This window comes from Asanoa sp. NPDC049475 (assembly GCF_040676915.1).
GTDB lineage: Bacteria > Actinomycetota > Actinomycetes > Mycobacteriales > Micromonosporaceae > Asanoa.
Genome location: NZ_JBFAPY010000005.1, coordinates 241,443 through 261,440 on the forward strand (window position 1 = coordinate 241,443; position 19,998 = coordinate 261,440).

A 19,998-nucleotide genomic window follows, 5' to 3' on the forward strand; every position below is an offset into this window, starting at 1 on the left:
GAGCCCTATGGCGACGGCGAAGAGGTGGCTAGTCTCCCCCTGAGACCGCCGGAGGAGACCCATGTCAGGACCGGACACACCCGACGATTCGCGTGAAGCGCGTGAAGCGCGTGAACCAGTCGATAGTTCGCTGACCTTTCCGGACGCGTCACGGCTGGAGCTCGACCAGCTCCTGGGGCAGTTGGTGGACCGTGCGCGAGAGGTGATGGCCACCCAGGGTCGGCTCCGCGGGTTGTTGCGCGCCAACCAGCTGATCATCGGTGGCCTGACGCTGCCGGCGTTGCTCCGGCGCATCGTCGAGGCGGCCCGTGAGCTGGTCGGCGCGCGCTACGCCGCGCTGGGCGTGGTGTCCCCGCGGGGCGGGCTGGCGGAGTTCATCCACAGCGGGATGCCCGCCGACGCGGTCGAGGTCATCGGCCACTTGCCGGAGGGCAAGGGGCTGCTCGGTGCCCTGATCGACGATCCGCGACCGATCCGGCTCCAGGACATCGCCGATGATCGCCGCTCGGTCGGCTTCCCGCCCGGACATCCGCCGATGCACAGCTTCCTGGGCGTGCCGATCCGCATCCGAGACGAGGTCTTCGGCAATCTCTACCTCTCCGAGAGCGAGGGCGGCGCGTTCAGCGCCGAGGACGAGGAGCTCGTCAAGGCGCTCGCGGCGACCGCCGCTGTCGCGATCGACAATGCCAACCTGTACGCGTCCGCGCGGATGCGCGGCGAGTGGCTGCAGGCATCGGCCGCCATCACGCGGCAGGTCCTGGCGACCGAAGGCTCGCCCATCTACCCGTTGAGGCGCATCGCCGAGCGCACGAAGGACCTGGCGGCCGCCGATCTGGTGACGGTCGTCCTCCCCGACCCCGACGACGAGGACGAGCTCCGGATCGACGTGGCTGTCGGCATGGCGGCGGAGCGACTGATCGGCACCCGGGTGCCGGCTCGCGGCACGCTTTCGGGGGAGGTGCTCACGACCGGTCAACCCCTGCGGCTTTCCGATCCGCGCGACGGCGGTGCGAACGTCTCACCGACCACCGACGCGCTCGACGTCGGCCCGGTCCTGGCCGTGCCGCTGCACGGCTCCGGGCGGGTGCACGGCGTGCTGTGGACCGCGCGTGCGCCCGGTGGACCCGCCTTCACCTCGGACGACGTCGACATGGTGGGGAGCTTCGCCAACCAGGCGGCGCTCGCGATCGAGTTGGCCGAGGCGCGTGCCGAGCAGCAGCGCTCGGCGATGCTCCACGAGCGCGAGCGGATCGCGGCGGACCTGCACGACCATGTCATCCAACGCCTGTTCGCCGCGGGGCTGTCGTTGCAGGCCGCTGCCGCCCAGATCGGGTCCGGACCCGCGACCGACCGGGTGATGCGGGTCATCGACGACCTGGACACCACCATCAGCCAGATCCGGACCACCATCTTCCAGCTCCAGCGGCAGCCTGGCGTGGCCGAGAGCAGCATCCGCGCCCGCCTGCTCGATGTCGCCAGCCAGGTCACTCCCGCGCTGGGGTTCGAGCCTGGCGTCCGCTTCAGCGGCGTCATCGAGAGCCGGGTTCCGGACGACCTCGCCGACGACCTCGAGGCGGTGCTTCGCGAGGCATTGACCAACGTCGCCCGTCATTCGCATGCCCGCAGCGCTGACGTGGAGTTCGCCGTCACCTCCGACACCGTGTCCCTCGAGATCCGTGACAACGGCCGGGGGATCGGCGACACCACCCGGATCAGCGGTCTGGGCAACCTCCGTGCCCGTGCGGAACGGCGCGGCGGCGCGCTGCTCGTCGTGGCCGCCCAGCCGGGCACCCGGCTGCGCTGGTCCGTTCCACTAAGGCCCACCGGCGACATCTGAGGACTTTCGACCCTTAGCCACCGAGCACCGCACCGACGATGTTGGAGCGGTGAACCCATTGCCCGTCGGCCACGACACAACCCAGGAGCTCGTGGAGATCAGCCGGGCGGAGTGCCTTCGGCTGATCACCACCACCTCGGTGGGCCGCGTCGTCTTCACCGAACGCGCGCTGCCCGCCGCGCACCCCGTGAACTACCTGCTGGACCGCGACGAGGTGGTCTTTCGCACCGGCGCTGGTGGGAAGCTCGCGGCCGCCACGTTGCACAACATCGTCGCGTTCCAGGTCGACGAGATCGACACCCTGGCCCGGACGGGGTGGAGCGTGCTCGGCGTCGGCGAGGCCTACGAGGTGACTGATCCCCAGCGTCTGGCGTCGCTCGCGACCCGGATGCCACAGCCGTGGGCGGCCTCTGCCGTGGATGGACACACCATCGCCATCCCGTTGCGTCGCCTGACCGGCCGGCTGCTCGGCGGGCCAAGACCTGGGACGACGTGAGCGACGCCGTCCCGACCGGCCCGGGACCTTCGCCTCTGCCCCCTCCCGCCCGCGCGGCCGACGCTGGCAGGCGAGGACCGCGGGAGGAGAGGAACGACGATGCCGAAGTACGTCTACGCATTCATCGAAGGTGACAAGGACAAGAAGGACCTGCTCGGCGGCAAGGGAGCCAACCTCGCGGAGATGGCGCGGCTCGGTCTGCCGGTGCCGCCCGGTTTCACCATCGCCACGACCGCCTGCCGCGCCTTCCTGGCCTCGGGTGACATGCCCGACGGGCTCTACACCGAGATCGCGGACCACCTGCGCGAGCTGGAGACGCGCACGGGCAAGCGCCTGGGCGACCCCGCCGACCCGCTCCTGCTCTCCGTCCGGTCCGGAGGCAAGTTCTCGATGCCGGGGATGATGGAGACGATCCTCGACATCGGCCTAAACGACCACAGCGTCGAGGGTCTGACCGCCCACACGGGTGATCCACGGTTCGCCTGGGACTCGTACCGGCGGCTGATCCAGATGTTCGGCCGCACGGTCTTCGACGTCCCCGCCGAACGCTTCGAGGCGGAGATGGACTCCGCGAAGAGCGGCGCGGGCGTCGCCACAGACAACGAACTGACCGCCGACCAGCTCCGACGGCTGGTCGGCACCTACAAGATCGTCTTCCGTGCCGCGACCGGTCGCGACTTTCCTCAGGCGCCGCACGAACAGCTCCAACTGGCCGTGCGCGCCGTCTTCGCGTCCTGGCGGGCGCCCCGGGCGGCTCTTTATCGTCGTCAAGAGCACATACCCGACGACCTCGGCACCGCCGTCAACATCATGGCCATGGTCTTCGGGAACCTCGGCACCGACTCGGGCACCGGCGTCGCGTTCACGCGGGACCCCGCGACGGGCGCTCGCGGCATCTACGGCGACTACCTGACCAACGCGCAGGGCGAAGACGTCGTCGCCGGTGTCCGCAACACCGTCTCGCTCGAAGCGCTCGAAGTCATCGATCCGGCCAGCTTCCACCAGCTGCTGTCCATCATGGATACCCTGGAGAAGCACTACCGTGACCTGTGCGACATCGAGTTCACCATCGAACGCGGCAAGCTGTGGATGCTGCAGACGAGGGTCGGCAAGCGCACCCCGGCAGCGGCGTTCATCATCGCCAGCCAGCTCGTCGACGAAGGCCTGATCGACCTCGACGAGGCGCTCTCCCGGGTCACCGGGGAGCATCTCACACAGCTGATGTTCCCGACGTTCGACGACGACGCGTTGCCCGAGCCGCTGACCCGTGGTGTGCCGGCCTCGCCCGGCGCCGCGGTCGGCCGGGTCGTGTTCGACTCCGCGGCGGCTGTCGACGCCGGCGACGCGATCCTGGTCCGTCGCGAGACGAGCCCGGACGATCTCGCCGGCATGATCGCGGCACGGGGGATCCTCACCAGCCGAGGAGGCAAGACCTCCCACGCCGCCGTCGTGGCGCGCGGAATGGGCAAGACGTGTGTCTGCGGCGCCGACGACATCCAGATCGCACCGGACGGGCGCAGCTTCACCGTCGGCGTGGTCACGGTCAACGCCGGTGACCGGATCTCCATCGACGGTTCGACGGGAGCGGTCTATCTGGGCGAACTGCCGGTGCGGCCATCACCCGTCGTCCGCCATCTCGAAGGCATCGGTGACATGCGGTCCGATCCGTTGGTCAACGCGGTCGACCGGTTACTCCAGCACGCGGACAACGTGCGTGCGCTCGGGGTGCGCGCCAACGCCGACACGCCTGCGGACGCGGCCCGGGCACGCCGCTTCGGCGCCGCCGGAGTGGGGCTGTGCCGGACCGAGCACATGTTCCTCGGCAGCCGCCGAGAGCTCGTCGAGCGACTGATCCTGGCCACCGACCAGCGCGAGCGGGAAGCGGCGCTCGCCGCGCTGCTGCCCTTGCAACGCGACGATTTCACCGAGATCCTGGCCGCCATGGACGGCCTCCCGGTGACCATCCGCCTGCTGGACCCGCCTCTGCACGAGTTCCTCCCCAGCCTCGAAGATCTCGCGGTGCGCGTGGCCCGAGCGGAGGCGTCGGGCGCCGATACCGGGCACGACCGGGACCTGCTCGCCGCTGTCCGACGGATGCACGAGACCAACCCCATGCTCGGGCTGCGGGGAGTGCGGCTCGGCCTCCTGGTGCCGGGCTTGTTCGCCATGCAGGTCCAGGCGGTGGCGGAGGCGGCGGCGCGGCGGATCGCCGACGGCGGCGATCCGCGGCCAGAGGTCATGGTTCCTCTCGTCGCGTCGGCGCGGGAGCTGGAGGCGGTGCGCCGTGAGGCGCAAGCCGTGGTCGACGCCGTGCCGGGTGCACCAGCCATGCGGATCGGCACGATGATCGAAGTGCCGCGCGCGGCACTGACCGCGGCCGAGATCGCCGGCTCCGCCGAGTTCTTCTCCTTCGGCACCAACGACCTGACCCAGATGGGTTGGGGACTCTCACGCGACGACGTCGAAGGCACCGTGGTCAGCCGCTATCTCGCCCTCGGCATTCTCGACCGGTCGCCCTTCGAGACCATCGACGCCGGCATCGGCCGGCTGGTGCGGCTCGCGGTCGAGGAAGGCCGTGGCGCTCGACCGGAGCTGGTGACCGGAGTCTGCGGCGAGCACGGCGGCGACCCCGCCTCGGTGAGGTTCTTCGCGCGGATCGGGCTCGACTACGTCAGCTGCTCGACCTACCGCGTGCCGGTCGCCCGGCTCGAGGCCGGACGGGCTTCCGTCGTGAGCTCCACCTCGGACAGCCGCTGAGCCGTGAGTGAAGCCCCCACCCGCGCGGTGGGGGCTTCACCGTGTGCTTCACTCCGGGCGGTCGATGACTGAGGCGGCCGGCCGTCGCAGGCTGGGATATCCCGGCTGCCCGTAGCCGACCCGCAACACCATCTGCGGCACACCGTGCCGACCGAGCGCCGACCGGAGCCGCTCCCGGGCCGCCCCCACTTCGATGGGCTGCGAGAACATCGATGCGGAGAGTCCGGCGTCCGTCGCCGTCAGCAACACCCGCTGCAGGGCCTGGCCCGCGGTCACCTGGTCGGCGTCGCGATCGCCGGCCGAGCCGAGCACCGCGACCAGCGGCTCGGGTTCGTAGTCGCGGCCGGGCGGCCGCGTGCGTGCGCCGAACGCGCGCATGGGCAGCACGTCCTGTGGTTCCGGGGCGTATCCCGCGGCGCGCGCGGACACACCGTCCTGGGAGATTTCCTCGCGGCTCCAACGGGCGAGCTCACCCGCATACGCCTTGTCCCGTTGTAGAACCCGGTTCGCGGCGTTGACGACCTCCGCGAGGGCGTTCACGGCGCTGGTTCCGATGATCAGGTCAAGCCAGCAGCCCTCGCTGCGGGCCGCCTCACGGAGACGGAACCGGAGGTCGGCGGGAACCGTCTCGGTGCTGAACGGCGTACGGTTGCTGTGCCGGCGGGGAATCGCGGCATAGAGAGTGCGTTCGGCCCCGGATGCCGGTCGCGGCCGGTCCGGGACGAGCCTGGCGACCACGACCGCGTCCCGCTCGGTCGGCTGGACGAGGGCGACCGCGGGTTTGCCGAGGACCGCCAGCGCCATCCTGAGGTTGAACACCGCCGCTCCACAACTGACCCGTCCGGCCCACGCCCGGGCCGGAATGTCCGGCAACCGGGCATCATCCAGGCGAACCTCGATCGCGCCGTTCGAGAGGCGGAACCGCCAGGGTTGGCTGTTGTGCATCGACGGTGCCCGGATCGCCAGCTCGGCCGCGGCGGCAAGGTCGTCGGCGGTGTACCCGGTTGTCGTCGGCGCCATGTTCGTCGGCTGCATGATGCCTCCCTCGCTGCGATGTCTCTCGCTGCACCAATCGTCGTTCGACGCCTGCCCGCCGAGCAGGGGCAGAGGTCCTGACGTCCCAGGCCAGCCGGTCTGCGGGGCCGGTGGTGCGCCGAGGTGCCTCTGGGGTAGAGAATGAGGCGTGATCCGTGTGTATCTACTCGACGACCATGAGGTGGTCCGCCGCGGCCTGGCCGACCTACTCCAGAGCCAGGGCGACATCGAGGTCATCGGCGAGTCAGGGCTCGCGCGCGAGGCGACCGCGCGCATCCCGGCGCTACGACCCGACGTCATGATCCTCGACGCGCGGCTGCCGGACGGCAGCGGCATCGACGTGTGCCGCGACGTGCGATCCGTCGACCCGTCCATCAAGGGCCTCATCCTCACCTCGTACGAAGACGACGAAGCACTTTTCGCGGCCATCATGGCCGGGGCGGCGGGATACGTCCTCAAGCAGGTCCGCGGCACCGACCTCGTCGAGGGTGTGCGCCGGGTCGCCGCGGGCCAGTCGATGCTCGACCCGGCGGTCACCCAACGGGTGCTGGACCGGATCCGCAGCGGCGTCGAACAGCCCCAGGAGCTCAAGTCGCTCACCGATCAGGAGCGCCGCATCCTCGAGCACATCGCGGAGGGCCGCACCAATCGCGAGATCGCCGCCGAGATGTTCCTGGCCGAGAAGACCGTGAAGAACTACGTCTCCAGCCTGTTGGCCAAGCTCGGCCTCGAACGGCGCACGCAGGCCGCGGTGCTGGCCACCAGGCTGCTCGGCAAGAAGCCCTGACGCGGCAGCGGCACGGAGCCCAGAACAGGCACCGTGCCGTCGCGTTCGTCTCAGAGTATTCCGGTCGGCGTGCCGAGCCCGGGCTTGTAGAGCACCGGGTCGACATCGTCGAAGTCGAACTCGATCTTGTCGACCACGTTGACGACGCCGCTGACCTGAGCGGCCAGGTGGGTCGCGATCTCGGCCGAGCTCCGTCGGTCGAGTCGGCCGACGAGTGAGACGACCCCGTCGGTAACCGTCACGGTGACCGCGTCGTCGCTGATTCCGATGATGCGATGCAGCACCTCGGTGACCACGTCATGCCGAATGTCGTCGTCATGGCGCAGGTGCACCTTCAGCAGGTCGCCGCGCGAGACGATCCCGATCAGACGGCCGAGGTCGTCGATCACCGGTAGTCGCTTGATGCCCTCGCGGTCCATGGTCTTCGCCGCCTCGACCAGCGTCGTGCTGTCCATGGTGGTGATGGCCGGAGCCGTCATCAGGTCACGCGCCTCGTCCGCGTCGGCCTTGACCCGCGCCGCATGCCGGCGTCGGCCCTCGAAGAGCCGAGGCTCGTGCGGCTTGCCGATCAGCTCGACCTTGTGCAGCAGGTCAGCCTCGGAGATCACACCGAGCACCCGCCGGAAGTCATCCACCACAGGCACGGCACTGACGCGCCGGGCCGTCATCACATCGACGATCTTGCGGTACGGCGTACTCTCGCCGACCGTGGCGACGTCCGTCGTCATCACGTCGCCGACCTGCCAGGTCCTCATCACGCATCTCCTTCGTCGTTTGACCTCGGTCTCACCGTAGGTTCGGCCTGGCTCGATGGTCAGGGTCGCGAGACCGTCGCCGGTCGGGACCTGGGCCATGTCCACAGTGGGTCTTTAGGCCCTGCCCGCGGGATCTCGCCGGCCGCACGCTGATCCATAGACCGACATGAGGAGGAGAGCGATGAACATGACCCGGATCGTCGTCGGCGTGGACGGATCCGACCCGAGCAAGGCGGCGACGCAATGGGCCGCGCGTGCGGCGCGGCAAACCGGCGCCACCCTGGACCTGGTACACGCCTTCGACTGGGACTACTACGGCGCCCGCTTCGACGGGGGCACCGTCCTGCGGGAGTGGGCGGAGGACAAGGCGAACACGACTCTGGCCGACGCCGCCGCCATCGCGGCCGCCATCGCGCCGACGGTCAGCGTGTCGCGGACGTCGGTGCTCGGGTCTCCGGCGCCGGTCCTGCTCGACGCCGCCAAGGACGCGTCGATGATCGTCGTCGGGAACCGTGGCCGTGGCGGCTTCGGCAGCCTGTTGCTCGGCTCCGTCGGGCAGCGCCTCGCCACCCACGCGGCCGTGCCCGTGGTCGTCGTCCGTGGCCGCACCGACGTCGGCGCGGGCGCGGTCGTGGTCGGCGTCGACGGCTCGCCGTCGTCGCTGGACGCGTTGGCGGCGGGCTTCCGCGAGGCGTCCGCGCGTTCGGCGCGACTGATCGCGGTGCGCGCGTACGTGCCACCGACGCCGCCCTGGGGCGTGAACGTCGAACCGGTGGTGTACGACGTGGCAGAACGAGACGCCGAGCTGCACGCGGAGCTCGACGAGCAGCTCGCGCCATGGCGGGAGAAGTTCCCGGACGTGTCCACCGAGCCGCTGGTGGCGCACGGCGGCGCGGCGGGCGTGCTGGTCGGCTTGTCGCACACCGCGCAGCTGGTCGTCGTCGGGACGCGCGGGCAGGGCACTGTCGCGGGCACCGTGACCGGTTCTGTCGGCCTGCAGCTCGTACACCATGCGGACTGCCCGGTTCTAATCGTCCGCTGAGCGCGATCCCGCCGGTGCCGGCGCCCCTGTGCGCCGGCACCGCGGCAGGGGTAAAGCTCGACCAGGGTCAGCCGTCCGGGACCAACGGCACGTCAGGAACGGTCCAAAGCCCCGGACGCGAACGGTTCGCGCGAGCCATGCTTGTCTCAAAGGGGCACGCCGGGTGGATCTCCACCGCGTGACGTCGAGGAGGCGGCTATGCCGATCCGGGTACTCGTGGGATATGACGGCTCCCCAGCGGCTAGCGCCGCGATCGAGGTCGGCGCCCGCCTCTTTCCGCGGGCCCAGGCGTCGATCGCACATCTGTGGATCCCACCGTTCGCGAGCACCAGCCTGCGGCAGCGCCTCTGGAGCGGCACCAGCCACGCCAACGAGTTCGTCGAGGCGGTGGAGCGCGAAGGCCAGCGGGAAGCCGAACGAACGGCGGCCGTCGGAGTCACCCTCGCCGGCGCCGCCGGGTGGGACGCGGAGCCTCTGGTGGTGCGCAGCTACGGCGGGGAGGGGCTGTTGCTCACCGAGCTCGCCGAGAAGATCGACCCCGACCTCGTGCTGGTCGGCTCCCGGGGGCTCGGGGGTGCGCAAGCGATTCTCGGCAGCGTCTCCGACATGGTCGTCCACTACTCGCCACGGCCTGTCCTCGTGGTCCCGCACCCGCTGCTCATCGCCGAGTGGGCCGCGCTCGAGAACGGCCCGGTGCTGGTCGGCTTCGACGGCTCGCCCGGTGCACGGACGGCGCTGGAGACCGCGGCGCGACTCTTCCCGTCCCGTGTGCTGACACTCGTCACCGTCGACGGCGACTCCTCGACGATCCCGTCGCAGGTCGGCGACAGGGCGGTGACTCGTCTGCACGTGCCGGGCGATGGCGGCGCCGGTCGGACAGTCGCGAGGGCGCTCGCCGGCACCGCCCGAAGCGAGGCCGCGGCGGCACTGGCGGTGGGCTCGCGTGGGCGATCGGCAGTCAAGGAGATCCTCCTGGGCAGTGTGGCCATGGCTACGTTGCACCACGCCTACCGGCCTGTCCTGGTCGTTCCCGCTGCCGTTCCGGTGCGTCCTGATCGGACGGAGTAGTCCTGGCGGAGGACCCGTCACCCGGAGGTGAACAGCATGGAGCGCACCGGCCTGGCGCGCAGCGGCGCGGAAGAGACCCAGCGGATGGACGTCGCCCTTGTGGCGGGAGACTCGTACGAGATCACCGTGCGGGGCCACCGGCTGAGGGTCGACCAGCCGACCGACTCCGGTGGAGCGGACTTGGCCCCGACGCCGACGGAGCTCTTCGTCGCGTCGTTGGCGAGTTGCGTCGCCTTCTATGCGGGCCGGTACCTCACCCGCCACGGAGTGAGCCGGGACGGGTTGGGTGTCGCAGTCGAGTACGAGATGGCGACCGACCGTCCCGCTCGGGTGGCGGCGGTGCGCCTGGCGGTTCAGGCACCGGCCGGGCTTCCGCCGCAGCGACGTCACGCGTTGAACGCGGTCGTGTCGCGTTGCACGGTGCACAACACCCTTGTCCAGCCGCCCTCGGTGACGATCGAGGTGGTCTGCGGCGACGGCGGGTCCTGAGCCTGAGACGAGCCCTGGACGCCAGGGACGGCGTTCACATCGCCAGGCCGGCACTCGCGCTGCGCCGCCTACGGATCGCGCGCCACAGCTCGTCGGCACCCCAGACGATGACCGGGAAGACGGCCAGGAGGGCGAGCTGTGGCCAGCTGGGCACAGCGGTGCCGAAGAGGTCCTGGAGGACCGGGATCCCGACCACCGCGGCGGCGACCAGGACCTCGAACGCGACTCCATAGAGAAGCAGGCGGTTGGTGGTCAGACCGACAGTCCGGAGGGAGGCACGATCGGTGCGGGCGGCGAACGCCACGCCGATCTGGCACGAGACGATGCCGAGGAAGGTCATCGTCGTCGCCTGTTGCCAGGTGTGGTGCAATGGGCTGCCGACGCCCGTGTCCGCGCCCAGCGACCAGCCTCCGGCCTGCAGCGCGAAGAAGTAGCCCGCCATGACGAGGACCGCCGAGACACCGCCGAGCAGCAGCCATGCGCGAAGGAGCATCCGCCGGTCGATGACCGACTGCCGGCGTGGCCGCGGCGGTCGGTCCATCAGACCCGGCTCGGCCGGTTCGCGGCCCAGGGCCAGCGCGGGCAGGGTCTCCGTGCCGAGATCGATGGCAAGGATCTGCAGGACGGTGAGCGGGAGCGGCACCTGCCCTCCGGAGAGGGCGAACACCAGGAACGGAACGACTTCCGGGGTCGCGTGGGCGAAGATGTAGAGGATGAACTTGCGAACGTTGTCGTAGACGCGACGGCCCGCCCGCACGGCGGCGACGATGGTGGCGAAATTGTCGTCGGTGAGCACCATCGTGGCGGCCTCGCGCGCGACGTCGGTGCCCGTGACACCCATCGCGACCCCGATGTCGGCTCGGCGCAACGCCGGGGCGTCGTTGACCCCGTCTCCGGTCATGGCGACGACATTGCCGCGCTCGCGTAAGGCGTCGGCGATGCGCAGCTTCGCCTCGGGCGAGCTACGCGCGAAGATGATCTCTCGTTCGGTGTCGAGCAGCTCGTCGAGCGCGGCTTCCGGCATGGCGTCGAGCTCGCCGCCAGTGACTACGCGCGCGCCGGCGCGGCCGATGCCGACCCGGCGGGCGATCTCCTTGGCCGTCAACCCGTTGTCTCCGGTCACGACGATCAGGCGGATGCCCGCGGTGTGGCAGCGCTCGACGGCCTGGGCGACCTCCGGCCGGGGCGGGTCGAACATCGCGACGATCGCGACCAGCTCGAGCGTCCGTTCGGCGTCCGGCCTGCGGTCCGGCAGCGGGAGCCCGACATCCAGCCGGCGCCGGGCGACGGCCAGCACCCGCAGGCCCTGCTCGGCGTACCCACGGACCACATCGGACAGGTCCGCGTGGTCCGCCTCGACGATGGGGCGGTCGCCTCCTGGCCCGGCGATCCGGTCGCACAGTGGCAGGACTTCTTCGGGGGCACCTTTGGTGTGGACCCAGGGGACACCGTCGATGTCGTCGATCGTCGACATGCGGCGCAACGCCGGCTCGAAATGGAACATGCGAAGCCGGTGACGATCCCGGCTGGCCGCGTCGACGCGGCCGCCCAGCAGGTCGGCGGCGCGCAGCAACGCCACCTCGGTCGGGTCGCCCGCCGTCTCGTCCGGCCGGTCCGGGTCGAAGACGGCGGTGGTGGACAGGCCCATGACCCGTGCCGCGTCCAGCAGCTGTGCGGATGGCGGCTTCGGCGATCGGGCCTCCGACAGCTCCGTCGTGCCCTCGGTCGTCCAGATCCGTATGACCCGCATCTGGTTGATCGTGAGTGTGCCTGTCTTGTCGGTGCAGATGACGGTCGTCGAGCCCAGCGTCTCGACCGCGCTGAGGCGTTTCACGACCGCACCGCGGCGCGCCAGGTCGCGCACACCGACAGCAAGGGCGAGGGTGATCGTCGGCAGCAGCCCTTCCGGGACGTTCGCGACCAGCAGTCCGATCGCGAACGTGAAAGCGGCCGCCCACGACAGCCCGGCCGCCAGCGCACCCAGCGGCAGGAACGCGATGCCGACCGCCACCGCGACCAGAGCGATCAGCCACGCGACCCGCCGGACCTGCCGCTCAAGGGGGCTCTCGTCGGGACCGGTGCGCTGGGACAGAGCGGCGATGCGGCCGAGCTCGGTGTGCATTCCGGTGGCGAAGACCAGGGCACGGGCATCTCCGCCAGTGCACGAGCTGCCGCTGAAGAGCAGGTCCGGCGCGTCGAACAGGGAGCCGCCGGGGTCGTGGAGGTCGGCGCCCCGCGCCGCGGGCAGCGACTCGCCGTTGAGGGTCGACAGGTCGACCTCGAGCGAGCCCTCCAGGATCCGGGCGTCCGCGCTGATCCGGTCGCCCTCCTCGACGATCATCACATCGCCCGGCACGAGCTCGCGCGCGTCCACCGATTGGCGCCGACCGTCTCGTATGACGCTCGCGGTGGCGGGGAGATACGACGAGAGCGCTTCGACCGCGCGTTCGGCCTGGCTCTCCTGGACGAGCGCGAACACGGCGTTGACCACGATGACGACGACGATCGCGATGGACAGGGCAGGCGTCCCGGCGACGAGCGACAACCCGGCGGCCACCCAGAGCAGCAGCGCGAGCGGGTGTGTCAACTGACCGACCAGCGGACGCAGCAGTCCCCGCCGTCTCCGACGGACGAGCTCGTTCGCGCCGTAGCTCACAAGACGGCGAGCCGCGTCGCGCTGGGAGAGCCCGTCGGGGGAGGAGCGTAGCTGCCGAACGAGCGCGTCGACCGGTCCACGGGCTTCGCGCTCGGCCAGCTCGGCGACGGCGGGCGGCGGGTTCGTCGCCCTCCGGCGCCCCTGCGGGCCTGTCGCTCGCGTGGACCGTCCCATCGCGTTGCCTCCCTCGCCCTTCGACAACCGTCGCTCGGCGGCGTGGTGGCGGTCAGGGTCGAAGGTCCCGGCCCGGCATGACCCCCGGCTCACCGCAGTGGATGGGGTTCAGGCCGCCACGTCGACGTAGATCCGGCTGGGTAGCTCGCCCACCCGGAACGCCACCACGTCGTCGAGCCCTAGGACGATCGTGACGACGGCCTCGAAATCGCCGGTTACGGCGTACGCCTCGAGCATCGGGTAGCCGAGCGTCCGCGACCGTGGGACGGCCGAGGCGCCGGACTGGTCGTGCGCGTCCGCCGGCATGAGCCGGATCTGGAGGAAGCGCCGTCCCGGCATCGACACAGGTTCGCCGGTGGCGTCCCCGATGGGTCGGGCCACATAGCGCACGTCGTAGCCGGGCAGCGCGCCGGAGACGTCGAACACGATCCGGTCGTACCCGTCGGCGGGGTGCTGAGCGTGCCTGATGCGCACGACGACCGGAACGGGCGGGACAGCCACGTCGTGGCGGACCGTGAGTGGGCCGGTCACCCATCCACCACTTCGTTGACTCGCCGCGACGCTCGGCGGCGGGAGCGGCGGTGCGGAGGTACGCGACGGTGCGGCGGTGGACGGCGGCGGCGTTCCCGTGCCGGTGTCGTCAGCGCAGGCGGCGAGAGTGAGCAGGGCGGCGGCCGCCAAGGCCGCGACGAGACGCTTCATGTCCTCGACCCCTAGCAGGGGATGGCTGGGTCGTCTCCAACCCTTCTCCGCCGCATGGTGACCGGACAGAGACTTTCGACTCGGAAATCCGGCAGTGGTCACCATACGGCGCGAAGAAGCGCCGTCAGGACCTTCGGCACCCGAAGCGGGTCGGGTGGCGGTGGCGCCGCATCGAAGGTCGGGATGACCCTGACGCCATGAACGACGAACTCTGGTTCGATGCCGACGGCGGGCCGGGGCCGGTCTTGCGAGAATGTCTCGCGGCGGCGGCCGCGGCACCCTCCATCCACAACACCCAACCGTGGCTGTTCCGGGTCGCGGAGGACCTGGTGGAGGTGCTGGTCGACAAAGCGCGCCGCCTCGACAACGTCGACCCGGACGGTCGAGAGCTGCACCTCAGCGTCGGGGCAGCGGTGTTCAACCTGCGGGTCGCCGTCCGGGCTCACGGCCGGCACCCGGAGGTCGTCGTGCTTCCCGACGCCGACCACCCGGAGCTCGCCGCGCGGGTGAGGATGGGCCGGGCGCGGACCTCCACGCCGGCGGCCGTCGCGCTCGCCGGTGCCATTCCGCGCAGGCACACCAATCGCCGGCCGTACCGGAACCGGCCTGTCCCGCCCGCTGTGCTGGCCGATCTGGCGGTCGCCGGCGACCGTGAGGGGGTCACGGTCCTCGTCGCCGACGGAGCCCTCCGGTCCTCGGTGTGGTCCCTCGTGCGGACGGCGGACACCCTGCTGCGCGCCGACCACGGGTACCAGGCGGAGCTGGCCGCGTGGACGACTCCGGGCGGCATCGGCAGACGTGACGGCGTTCCGCGTGAGGCGTTCGGCCCGCGCGACAAGAACGAGGCGATCCCACTGCGCGACTTCAGCGTCGGAAACGGCGCTCCGACGGCCACCGTCCAGTTCGAACACGAGCCGACCGCGCTGCTGATCCTCACCGGCGGCGACGCGCCGGCCGACTGGCTGCGCGCCGGGATGGCCCTCGAACGGGTCCTGTTGACGGCGACGGTGCGCGGCCTGGCCGCCACGCCGCTCAGCCAGGTGGTCGAGGTGCCGCACCTGCGGTCCTTGCTGGGCGATCAGGCGAACGGTCTGACCCTGCAGAGCGTGCTCCGCGTCGGATACCCGGCCACCCGGATGCGCCCCACTCCGCGCCGCCCGCTCGACGAGGTCTTGCTGTCGTGAGCCGCCCCCTCGTGCGTCACTCGAAACACACTGCTCTCTTCGTGTCACTCATTGCCGCCACTGGTCCCATCCTGACGTGACCAATGCCGGTACCGGCCGGGACGCGGGCGCGACGACGCTCGAAACGGGACCGAGCGGCGAGGGAGCGAAACGATGGACGGCGGTTGGCAGGTGGAACGGTCGTGGTCAGGCGAGCTCGTCAATGGTGCGGTGGTCGCCGCTGACGGCTTCACGGCGTGATGAGCATGGAGACGGACAGGATTCTCGTCGGATACGACGGTTCGCCGGCCGCCGAGGCCGCCGTCGAGTGGGCGATCGACGAGGCGCGACGATGGACGTGCGGCGTCCGCCTCGTCGAGGTCGTCGAGTGGCCCGTGCGCGTCGGACCGGCCACGCCGCGAGCGGACAACTGGCCGCGTACGCCGGCCTACCGTGACACCGAGCAGGCACTCGACCGGACGGTGTCGGTGCTCGGAGCCGCGAACCCGGACGTTCCGATCACCGGGCTGGTGGTCGAAGGGCCGCCGGCGACGATGCTCGCGGAGCTTTCCACGGGAGTTCAACTGGTCGTCGTGGGCAACCGTGGCCGCGGTGGGTTCGCCGACCTGCTCCTCGGGTCGGTCGCTGCGGCCTTGGCCACGCACGCCGCCGGCCCGGTCGCGGTCGTCCGCCGCGGTGTGGCCGGGTCGTACGCCTCCGGGCCGGTGGTCGTCGGGGTCGACGAGTCGCCCGAGGCGCGCGGGGCCGTGTCCGCGGCCTTCGCCGAAGCGGAGAGGCGCGGCGCCGAGCTCGTGGCCGTCCGGGCCTGGCAGCCGCCGCAGCCGTGGCACAGCCTTGGCCGGCCGCGCAACGAGGACGCCGTGGAGGAGCTCGAGACCGCGGAACGCACGTTGCTGGCCGACGCTCTGCGGGACAGCCGGCGCGCGACGGTCTCGGTCAGCATGCGGGCACCGGAGACCGGCGCGGCGCGGGCGCTCGTCGAAGCGTCGCGCGGTGCCCAGCTCGTCGTCGTCGGTTCGCGCGGGCGCGGCGGATTCCGTGGGAGCCGGCTGGGCTCGGTGACCCGTCAGCTGCTGCACCACGCACACTGCCCGGTGCTCGTCGTCCGTGCGCCGGGGGCTAACGACAACGAAGGGACGAGATGATGAAAGCCAAGGTCGGCGACCGCCTCATCCTGGAAGGCACACACGTCGGAGACCGCCGCCGGTGCGGCGTCGTCCTCGCCCTCAAACACGATGACGGCAGCCCACCGTACGTCGTGCGCTGGCTCGACAACGGGCACGAGGCGCTGGTGTTTCCTGGTCCGGATTCACGGATCGAGGAACCGTCCGCCCACTGACGGCACCTCCCGACCCAGGCGGCGAGGCACTACGTCCTTCGACATGGGACAGATGGCACTGACGGCCTCAGCCTGTTCGGGCGTTTGCTTGAGGCATGTCCGCCATCGTCGTGGAACGCCTGTGCAAGACCTTCGGCGAGGTTCGTGCCGTCGACGACGTCTCCTTCAGCGTGGAGGCGGGTGAGATATTCGCCCTGCTCGGGCCCAACGGCGCGGGCAAGACCACCACCCTCGAGATTCTCGAGGGCTACCGGGACCGGACAGCCGGAACCGTGCGCGTCCTCGGCGTCGATCCGGCAAAGGGCGGACGGCGTCACCGCGAGCGCATCGGGGTGGTCCTGCAGAGCGCCGGATTCGAGGAGGAGTTCACGGTTCGCGAGCTGGTGAGCCTGCAGCAGAGGCTGTTCCCGCGACACTACGGGGTGGACGAGGTGATCGACCTCGTCGGCCTGGCGGACAAACGGACGGCCAGGGTCAAGGGGCTATCGGGCGGCCAGCGCCGCCGGCTGGACCTCGCACTCGGCGTCGTCGGCGCTCCTGACCTGCTGTTCCTGGACGAGCCGACCACCGGGTTCGATCCGGGCGCGCGGCACCGCGCGTGGACTCTCGTCGAGGGTCTGCGCCATGCGGGAACAACGATCCTGTTGACCACCCACTACATCGAGGAGGCCGAGCGTCTCGCGGACCGCCTCGCGGTGATGCGCTCGGGACGGCTGATCGCGCTGGGCCGGCCGGACGAGCTCGGCGTCGGCGACAGCGGTGCGGCGCCGGCGAGCGTGGTCCGCTGCCGGGTGCCCGCCGGGGTGTCGATCAGCGGACTGCCGCTGCTGAGCGAGACTCCGTCGGTGGCCAACGGGTGGCTCCAGCTCGTGACCGCGTCGCCGGTTCGTGACCTCCACGAGCTGACCGGTTGGGCGGTGCGGCGGGGGCTCGACCTGGCCTGCCTGACCGTGCGGCGGCCCAACCTCGAGGACGTCTACCTGCGGTTGGTCGGGGAGCAGGCCGATGTTCACTGACGTCGCGCGTCGGGGTCACCGCACACGAACCCGGCCCCGCTCTGTCGCGGCGGTCACGCTGCTCACGTTTCACGGGCTGCGGTCGTTCGTTCGCAGCCCGGTCGCGGCCTTCTTCACCGTCGGTCTGCCCGTGGTCTTTCTCGTCCTCCTCGCCGGCCTCTTCGGCAACGAGGTCGTCGCGAGCCGTGACGGAGTCTCGCTGGCTCAGTCCCTGACGCCGGCACTCGCCGTCTTCGGAGCGGCTCAGGCCGCGTTCTGCCTGCTCGCCGCCGAGACGGCGCGCCTGCGCGAGAATGGCGTGTTCAAGCGGCTGCGAGCGGCACCGGTGGCGCCATGGACCCTGCTGGCCGGTCGGCTCGGCACCTCGACGGTGATCGCGGTCGGTGCGGCCGTGTTGGTTTTCGCGGTCGGAGTGGCCTGCTACGGCGTCGACGTGGCGTGGCGCGGCCTTCCGGCCGCCGTGGTCACGCTCGTGGTCGGGGTGGCCGCCTTCGCCGCTCTCGGCTTGGCGGTCGTCTCGCTGGTGCCGGGCGCGACCGCCGTCCAAGCGCTCACCAACGGCTTGCTGATCACGCTGGCGTTCGTCTCCGACGTGTTCCTGGTCGGCGCACGCATGCCCGAGAGCTTCGACAGGCTCGGATGGGTGCTTCCGCTGCGGCACTTCGCGGCCGCGATGTTCGACGCGACCAACCTGACCGCGCCCGGCAGCGGCTTCCGCTCGGGCAGCCTACTCGTGCTGGCCGCCTGGGGTGTCGCCGGAGGCGTCGTCGCCGTGCGCCGGTTCTCGTGGGAATCCCCCAACCACCCGGCACCTCGACCCGCCGTCGCGGCCTCTCGCCGGCCGGCCGCTCTGCACCGGGAGGTGACCGGCCACCCGTCCCTGCCGGCGACACTGGGAGCTCAGGTCGGCTACGCGTGGCGCGGCCTGCGCCGCGACGGCAGCGCGGTGTTCTTCGCGCTCATCTTCCCGGTCATCCTGCTCGCACTCTTCCCGGTGCTCACCGCGCCGCCGGGCGCCGCGCGCACGGCGGCCGCGGCCGCGTTGCTTCCGGGTATGGCCACCTACGGCCTGGCGGTGACCGTCTATTCGGTCATCCCCTCCGGCATCGCCCAGGCACGGGAGCGACGGGCCCTCGCCCGCCTCGCGGCGACCCCGATGGCTTTCTGGGCCTACGTCACCGGACGTGTGGTCGTCGGTCTCGCCGCACCGGCGGCCACGGCCCTTGCGCTGTCCACGGTTGCCGTCGCCGGCTTCGGGGTGAGGGTCGATCTGACGCGCCTGCCCACGCTGACTCTGGTGTTCATGGTCGCTGGGTCGTGCTTCGCGGCGCTCGGGTTCGCGGTGCTCGCGATGGCGCGGCGGGTCCAGACGGTCATCGCGGTGACGCTCGGGTCGTTGTTGTCGTTGAGCTTCATCTCCGACGTCTTCGTCGTCGGCGCCGCGATGCCGGACGTTCTCGAGGTGACGGCGAGCCTGCTGCCACTCGAGCACGCGGCCCACGCGATGGCGACGGCGTTCACCGCCGGCGGTGGCTTTCCCACGGTCGACGTCCTCGTCCTGCTCGCGTGGACCGCGGGCGGGCTCCTGCTCGCCCGCCGCATCCACTGGGTCGCTGATTGAGTCGTCCGCCTCGTCACCGGATTTCCCGCGTGCACCTCCGTCCATTGTGGTCCCGTCATGGCCTGAAAAGTCGACAGGCACAGCCGACGGGGACGTTCGGCCCTGGGGCGCCGGTGATCGACCGCTCGGACACACACCACTACCAACCGGGATACCTGTTCCTGCCGTTCGGCAGCTACGACGAGGGTGACATCGTGCGGCCACGGGACCGGTTCATTCCGCGTGGCGTGCACCTCGACTACGGCGACGTGGAGCGGGTCGACCCTGACGCCAACGTCGTGTCGCTGGCCAGCGGCCGTACCTTTCCGTACGACTATCTCGTGATCGCGACCGGCGTGGAACCGCGGCCCGACCAGACGCCCGGCCTCCTGGACGGCGGCGAGTGGTGCCACAGCATCCACGTCGCCGGCCTGCCCAAGCCGCACGGCTGCGTGTGAAGGAGCGAACCGTCATGACCAGCATCACCACGCCGAGCATCGTGCCGAACTTCGACGACGACGCGACCATCGGTCGGAAGCTCGCCATCATCTGTTCCAAGGGCAACTTCGACATGGCGTACCCAGGTCTGGTCCTCGCCAATGCCGCACTGGGTGAAGGCGTGGAGACCCACTTGTTCTTCACCTTCTGGGGCTTCGACATGATCACAAAGTCCCGGATGCACGACCTCAAGTTCACCACGATCGGCAACACCGCGACCCACCTACCTCAGGGTCTCGGCGGTCTGCCAGGGATGACGGCGTTCGCCACACGCATGATGAAGAGGCAGATCGCCGAGGTCGGTGTGCCCGACGTTCCCGAGTTCCTGGACCAGATCGTCGCCTCCGGCGGACACCTGTGGGCGTGCCGGATGTCGGCCGACATGATGCACCTCCACGAAGCGGACCTCAGCGATCAGGTGGAGGGCATCATCAGCGCGGCGGACTTCATCGAGAAGACCGACGGCGCCCAGCTGCTGTTCATCTGACGCGGCCACCTGCCGTCCCCGGTCCGGCGCGGCGGCCCGGGGACGGCTCGTTCTCCTGTGCTTACCTCCCGGGCCG

18 protein-coding genes are annotated in these 19,998 nt (G+C 70.8%); 14 read left to right on the forward strand and 4 right to left on the reverse strand.

Annotated features, from left to right (window positions below; all coding sequences use genetic code 11):
* Positions 1-184 precede the first annotated feature (184 nt).
* The 3 genes from AB0J88_RS21115 (at position 185) to ppdK (ending at position 5,090) form a co-directional block, all read left to right on the forward strand.
* A complete protein-coding gene (locus AB0J88_RS21115) occupies positions 185-1,837 on the forward strand; it encodes a GAF domain-containing protein (RefSeq protein WP_364353648.1) in 1,653 nt (550 codons plus the stop codon).
* 49 nt (positions 1,838-1,886) lie between these two features.
* Entirely contained in the window at positions 1,887-2,333 is a 447-nt protein-coding gene (locus AB0J88_RS21120) for a pyridoxamine 5'-phosphate oxidase family protein (protein ID WP_364353651.1), read from the forward strand.
* Between the two features lie 99 nt (positions 2,334-2,432).
* The gene (ppdK, locus tag AB0J88_RS21125; RefSeq protein ID WP_364353654.1) at positions 2,433-5,090 is read left to right on the forward strand and encodes a pyruvate, phosphate dikinase; all 2,658 of its coding nucleotides are present in this window, start codon (positions 2,433-2,435) and stop codon (positions 5,088-5,090) included.
* 48 nt (positions 5,091-5,138) lie between these two features.
* Here the strand turns inward: ppdK and AB0J88_RS21130 are convergent, their stop codons facing one another.
* On the reverse strand, positions 5,139-6,125 hold the full coding sequence (locus AB0J88_RS21130; protein WP_364353657.1) for a nitroreductase: 987 nt from the start codon (positions 6,123-6,125) through the stop codon (positions 5,139-5,141).
* Positions 6,126-6,273: 148 nt separating this feature from the next.
* Here AB0J88_RS21130 and AB0J88_RS21135 point away from each other — a divergent pair, with 148 nt between their 5' ends.
* Positions 6,274-6,912 (forward strand): response regulator transcription factor, encoded by a 639-nt coding sequence (locus AB0J88_RS21135; protein WP_364353660.1) that lies wholly within the window; start codon positions 6,274-6,276, stop codon positions 6,910-6,912.
* Between the two features lie 50 nt (positions 6,913-6,962).
* On the opposite strand, the gene AB0J88_RS21140 is transcribed toward AB0J88_RS21135, so the two are convergent.
* Positions 6,963-7,667: a CBS domain-containing protein gene (locus AB0J88_RS21140; protein WP_364353663.1), complete on the reverse strand. Its 705-nt coding sequence runs from the start codon at positions 7,665-7,667 to the stop codon at positions 6,963-6,965.
* A 181-nt stretch (positions 7,668-7,848) separates the two neighbouring features.
* Between AB0J88_RS21140 and AB0J88_RS21145 the strand changes: the two genes are divergently transcribed.
* From AB0J88_RS21145 to AB0J88_RS21155, 3 genes are all read left to right on the forward strand, one after another.
* Positions 7,849-8,709, forward strand: coding sequence for a universal stress protein (locus tag AB0J88_RS21145; RefSeq protein WP_364353666.1), 861 nt, complete (start codon positions 7,849-7,851; stop codon positions 8,707-8,709).
* A gap of 198 nt (positions 8,710-8,907) precedes the next feature.
* Complete coding sequence (locus tag AB0J88_RS21150) at positions 8,908-9,777, forward strand: universal stress protein (protein WP_364353669.1); 870 nt, start codon at positions 8,908-8,910, stop codon at positions 9,775-9,777.
* A 36-nt stretch (positions 9,778-9,813) separates the two neighbouring features.
* Positions 9,814-10,266: an OsmC family protein gene (locus AB0J88_RS21155; protein WP_364353672.1), complete on the forward strand. Its 453-nt coding sequence runs from the start codon at positions 9,814-9,816 to the stop codon at positions 10,264-10,266.
* Between the two features lie 34 nt (positions 10,267-10,300).
* On the opposite strand, the gene AB0J88_RS21160 is transcribed toward AB0J88_RS21155, so the two are convergent.
* Positions 10,301-13,096: a cation-transporting P-type ATPase gene (locus tag AB0J88_RS21160; RefSeq protein WP_364353675.1), complete on the reverse strand. Its 2,796-nt coding sequence runs from the start codon at positions 13,094-13,096 to the stop codon at positions 10,301-10,303.
* Positions 13,097-13,204: 108 nt separating this feature from the next.
* Positions 13,205-13,798, reverse strand: a complete 594-nt coding sequence (locus AB0J88_RS21165; RefSeq protein WP_364353678.1) for a hypothetical protein — start codon at positions 13,796-13,798, stop codon at positions 13,205-13,207.
* A gap of 197 nt (positions 13,799-13,995) precedes the next feature.
* Here AB0J88_RS21165 and AB0J88_RS21170 point away from each other — a divergent pair, with 197 nt between their 5' ends.
* The 7 genes from AB0J88_RS21170 to AB0J88_RS21200 all read left to right on the forward strand — a co-directional run bounded on the left by AB0J88_RS21170 (position 13,996) and on the right by AB0J88_RS21200 (position 19,922).
* Positions 13,996-14,982 carry a nitroreductase family protein gene (locus AB0J88_RS21170; RefSeq protein WP_364353681.1) on the forward strand — a complete coding sequence of 329 codons (987 nt, stop codon included), beginning with the start codon at positions 13,996-13,998 and terminating at the stop codon, positions 14,980-14,982.
* Between the two features lie 245 nt (positions 14,983-15,227).
* Positions 15,228-16,127 (forward strand): universal stress protein, encoded by a 900-nt coding sequence (locus AB0J88_RS21175; protein WP_364353684.1) that lies wholly within the window; start codon positions 15,228-15,230, stop codon positions 16,125-16,127.
* Positions 16,124-16,321 (forward strand): DUF1918 domain-containing protein, encoded by a 198-nt coding sequence (locus tag AB0J88_RS21180; RefSeq protein ID WP_364353687.1) that lies wholly within the window; start codon positions 16,124-16,126, stop codon positions 16,319-16,321. Before AB0J88_RS21175 ends, AB0J88_RS21180 begins: the two co-directional genes overlap by 4 nt.
* A gap of 95 nt (positions 16,322-16,416) precedes the next feature.
* On the forward strand, positions 16,417-17,337 hold the full coding sequence (locus tag AB0J88_RS21185) for an ABC transporter ATP-binding protein (protein ID WP_364353690.1): 921 nt from the start codon (positions 16,417-16,419) through the stop codon (positions 17,335-17,337).
* Complete coding sequence (locus AB0J88_RS21190; RefSeq protein WP_364353693.1) at positions 17,327-18,958, forward strand: ABC transporter permease; 1,632 nt, start codon at positions 17,327-17,329, stop codon at positions 18,956-18,958. Before AB0J88_RS21185 ends, AB0J88_RS21190 begins: the two co-directional genes overlap by 11 nt.
* Positions 18,959-19,071: 113 nt before the next feature.
* The gene (locus tag AB0J88_RS21195) at positions 19,072-19,395 is read left to right on the forward strand and encodes a hypothetical protein (RefSeq protein WP_364353696.1); all 324 of its coding nucleotides are present in this window, start codon (positions 19,072-19,074) and stop codon (positions 19,393-19,395) included.
* Between the two features lie 14 nt (positions 19,396-19,409).
* Positions 19,410-19,922, forward strand: a complete 513-nt coding sequence (locus tag AB0J88_RS21200) for a DsrE/DsrF/DrsH-like family protein (RefSeq protein WP_364353699.1) — start codon at positions 19,410-19,412, stop codon at positions 19,920-19,922.
* The last annotated feature ends 76 nt before the right edge of the window (positions 19,923-19,998 follow it).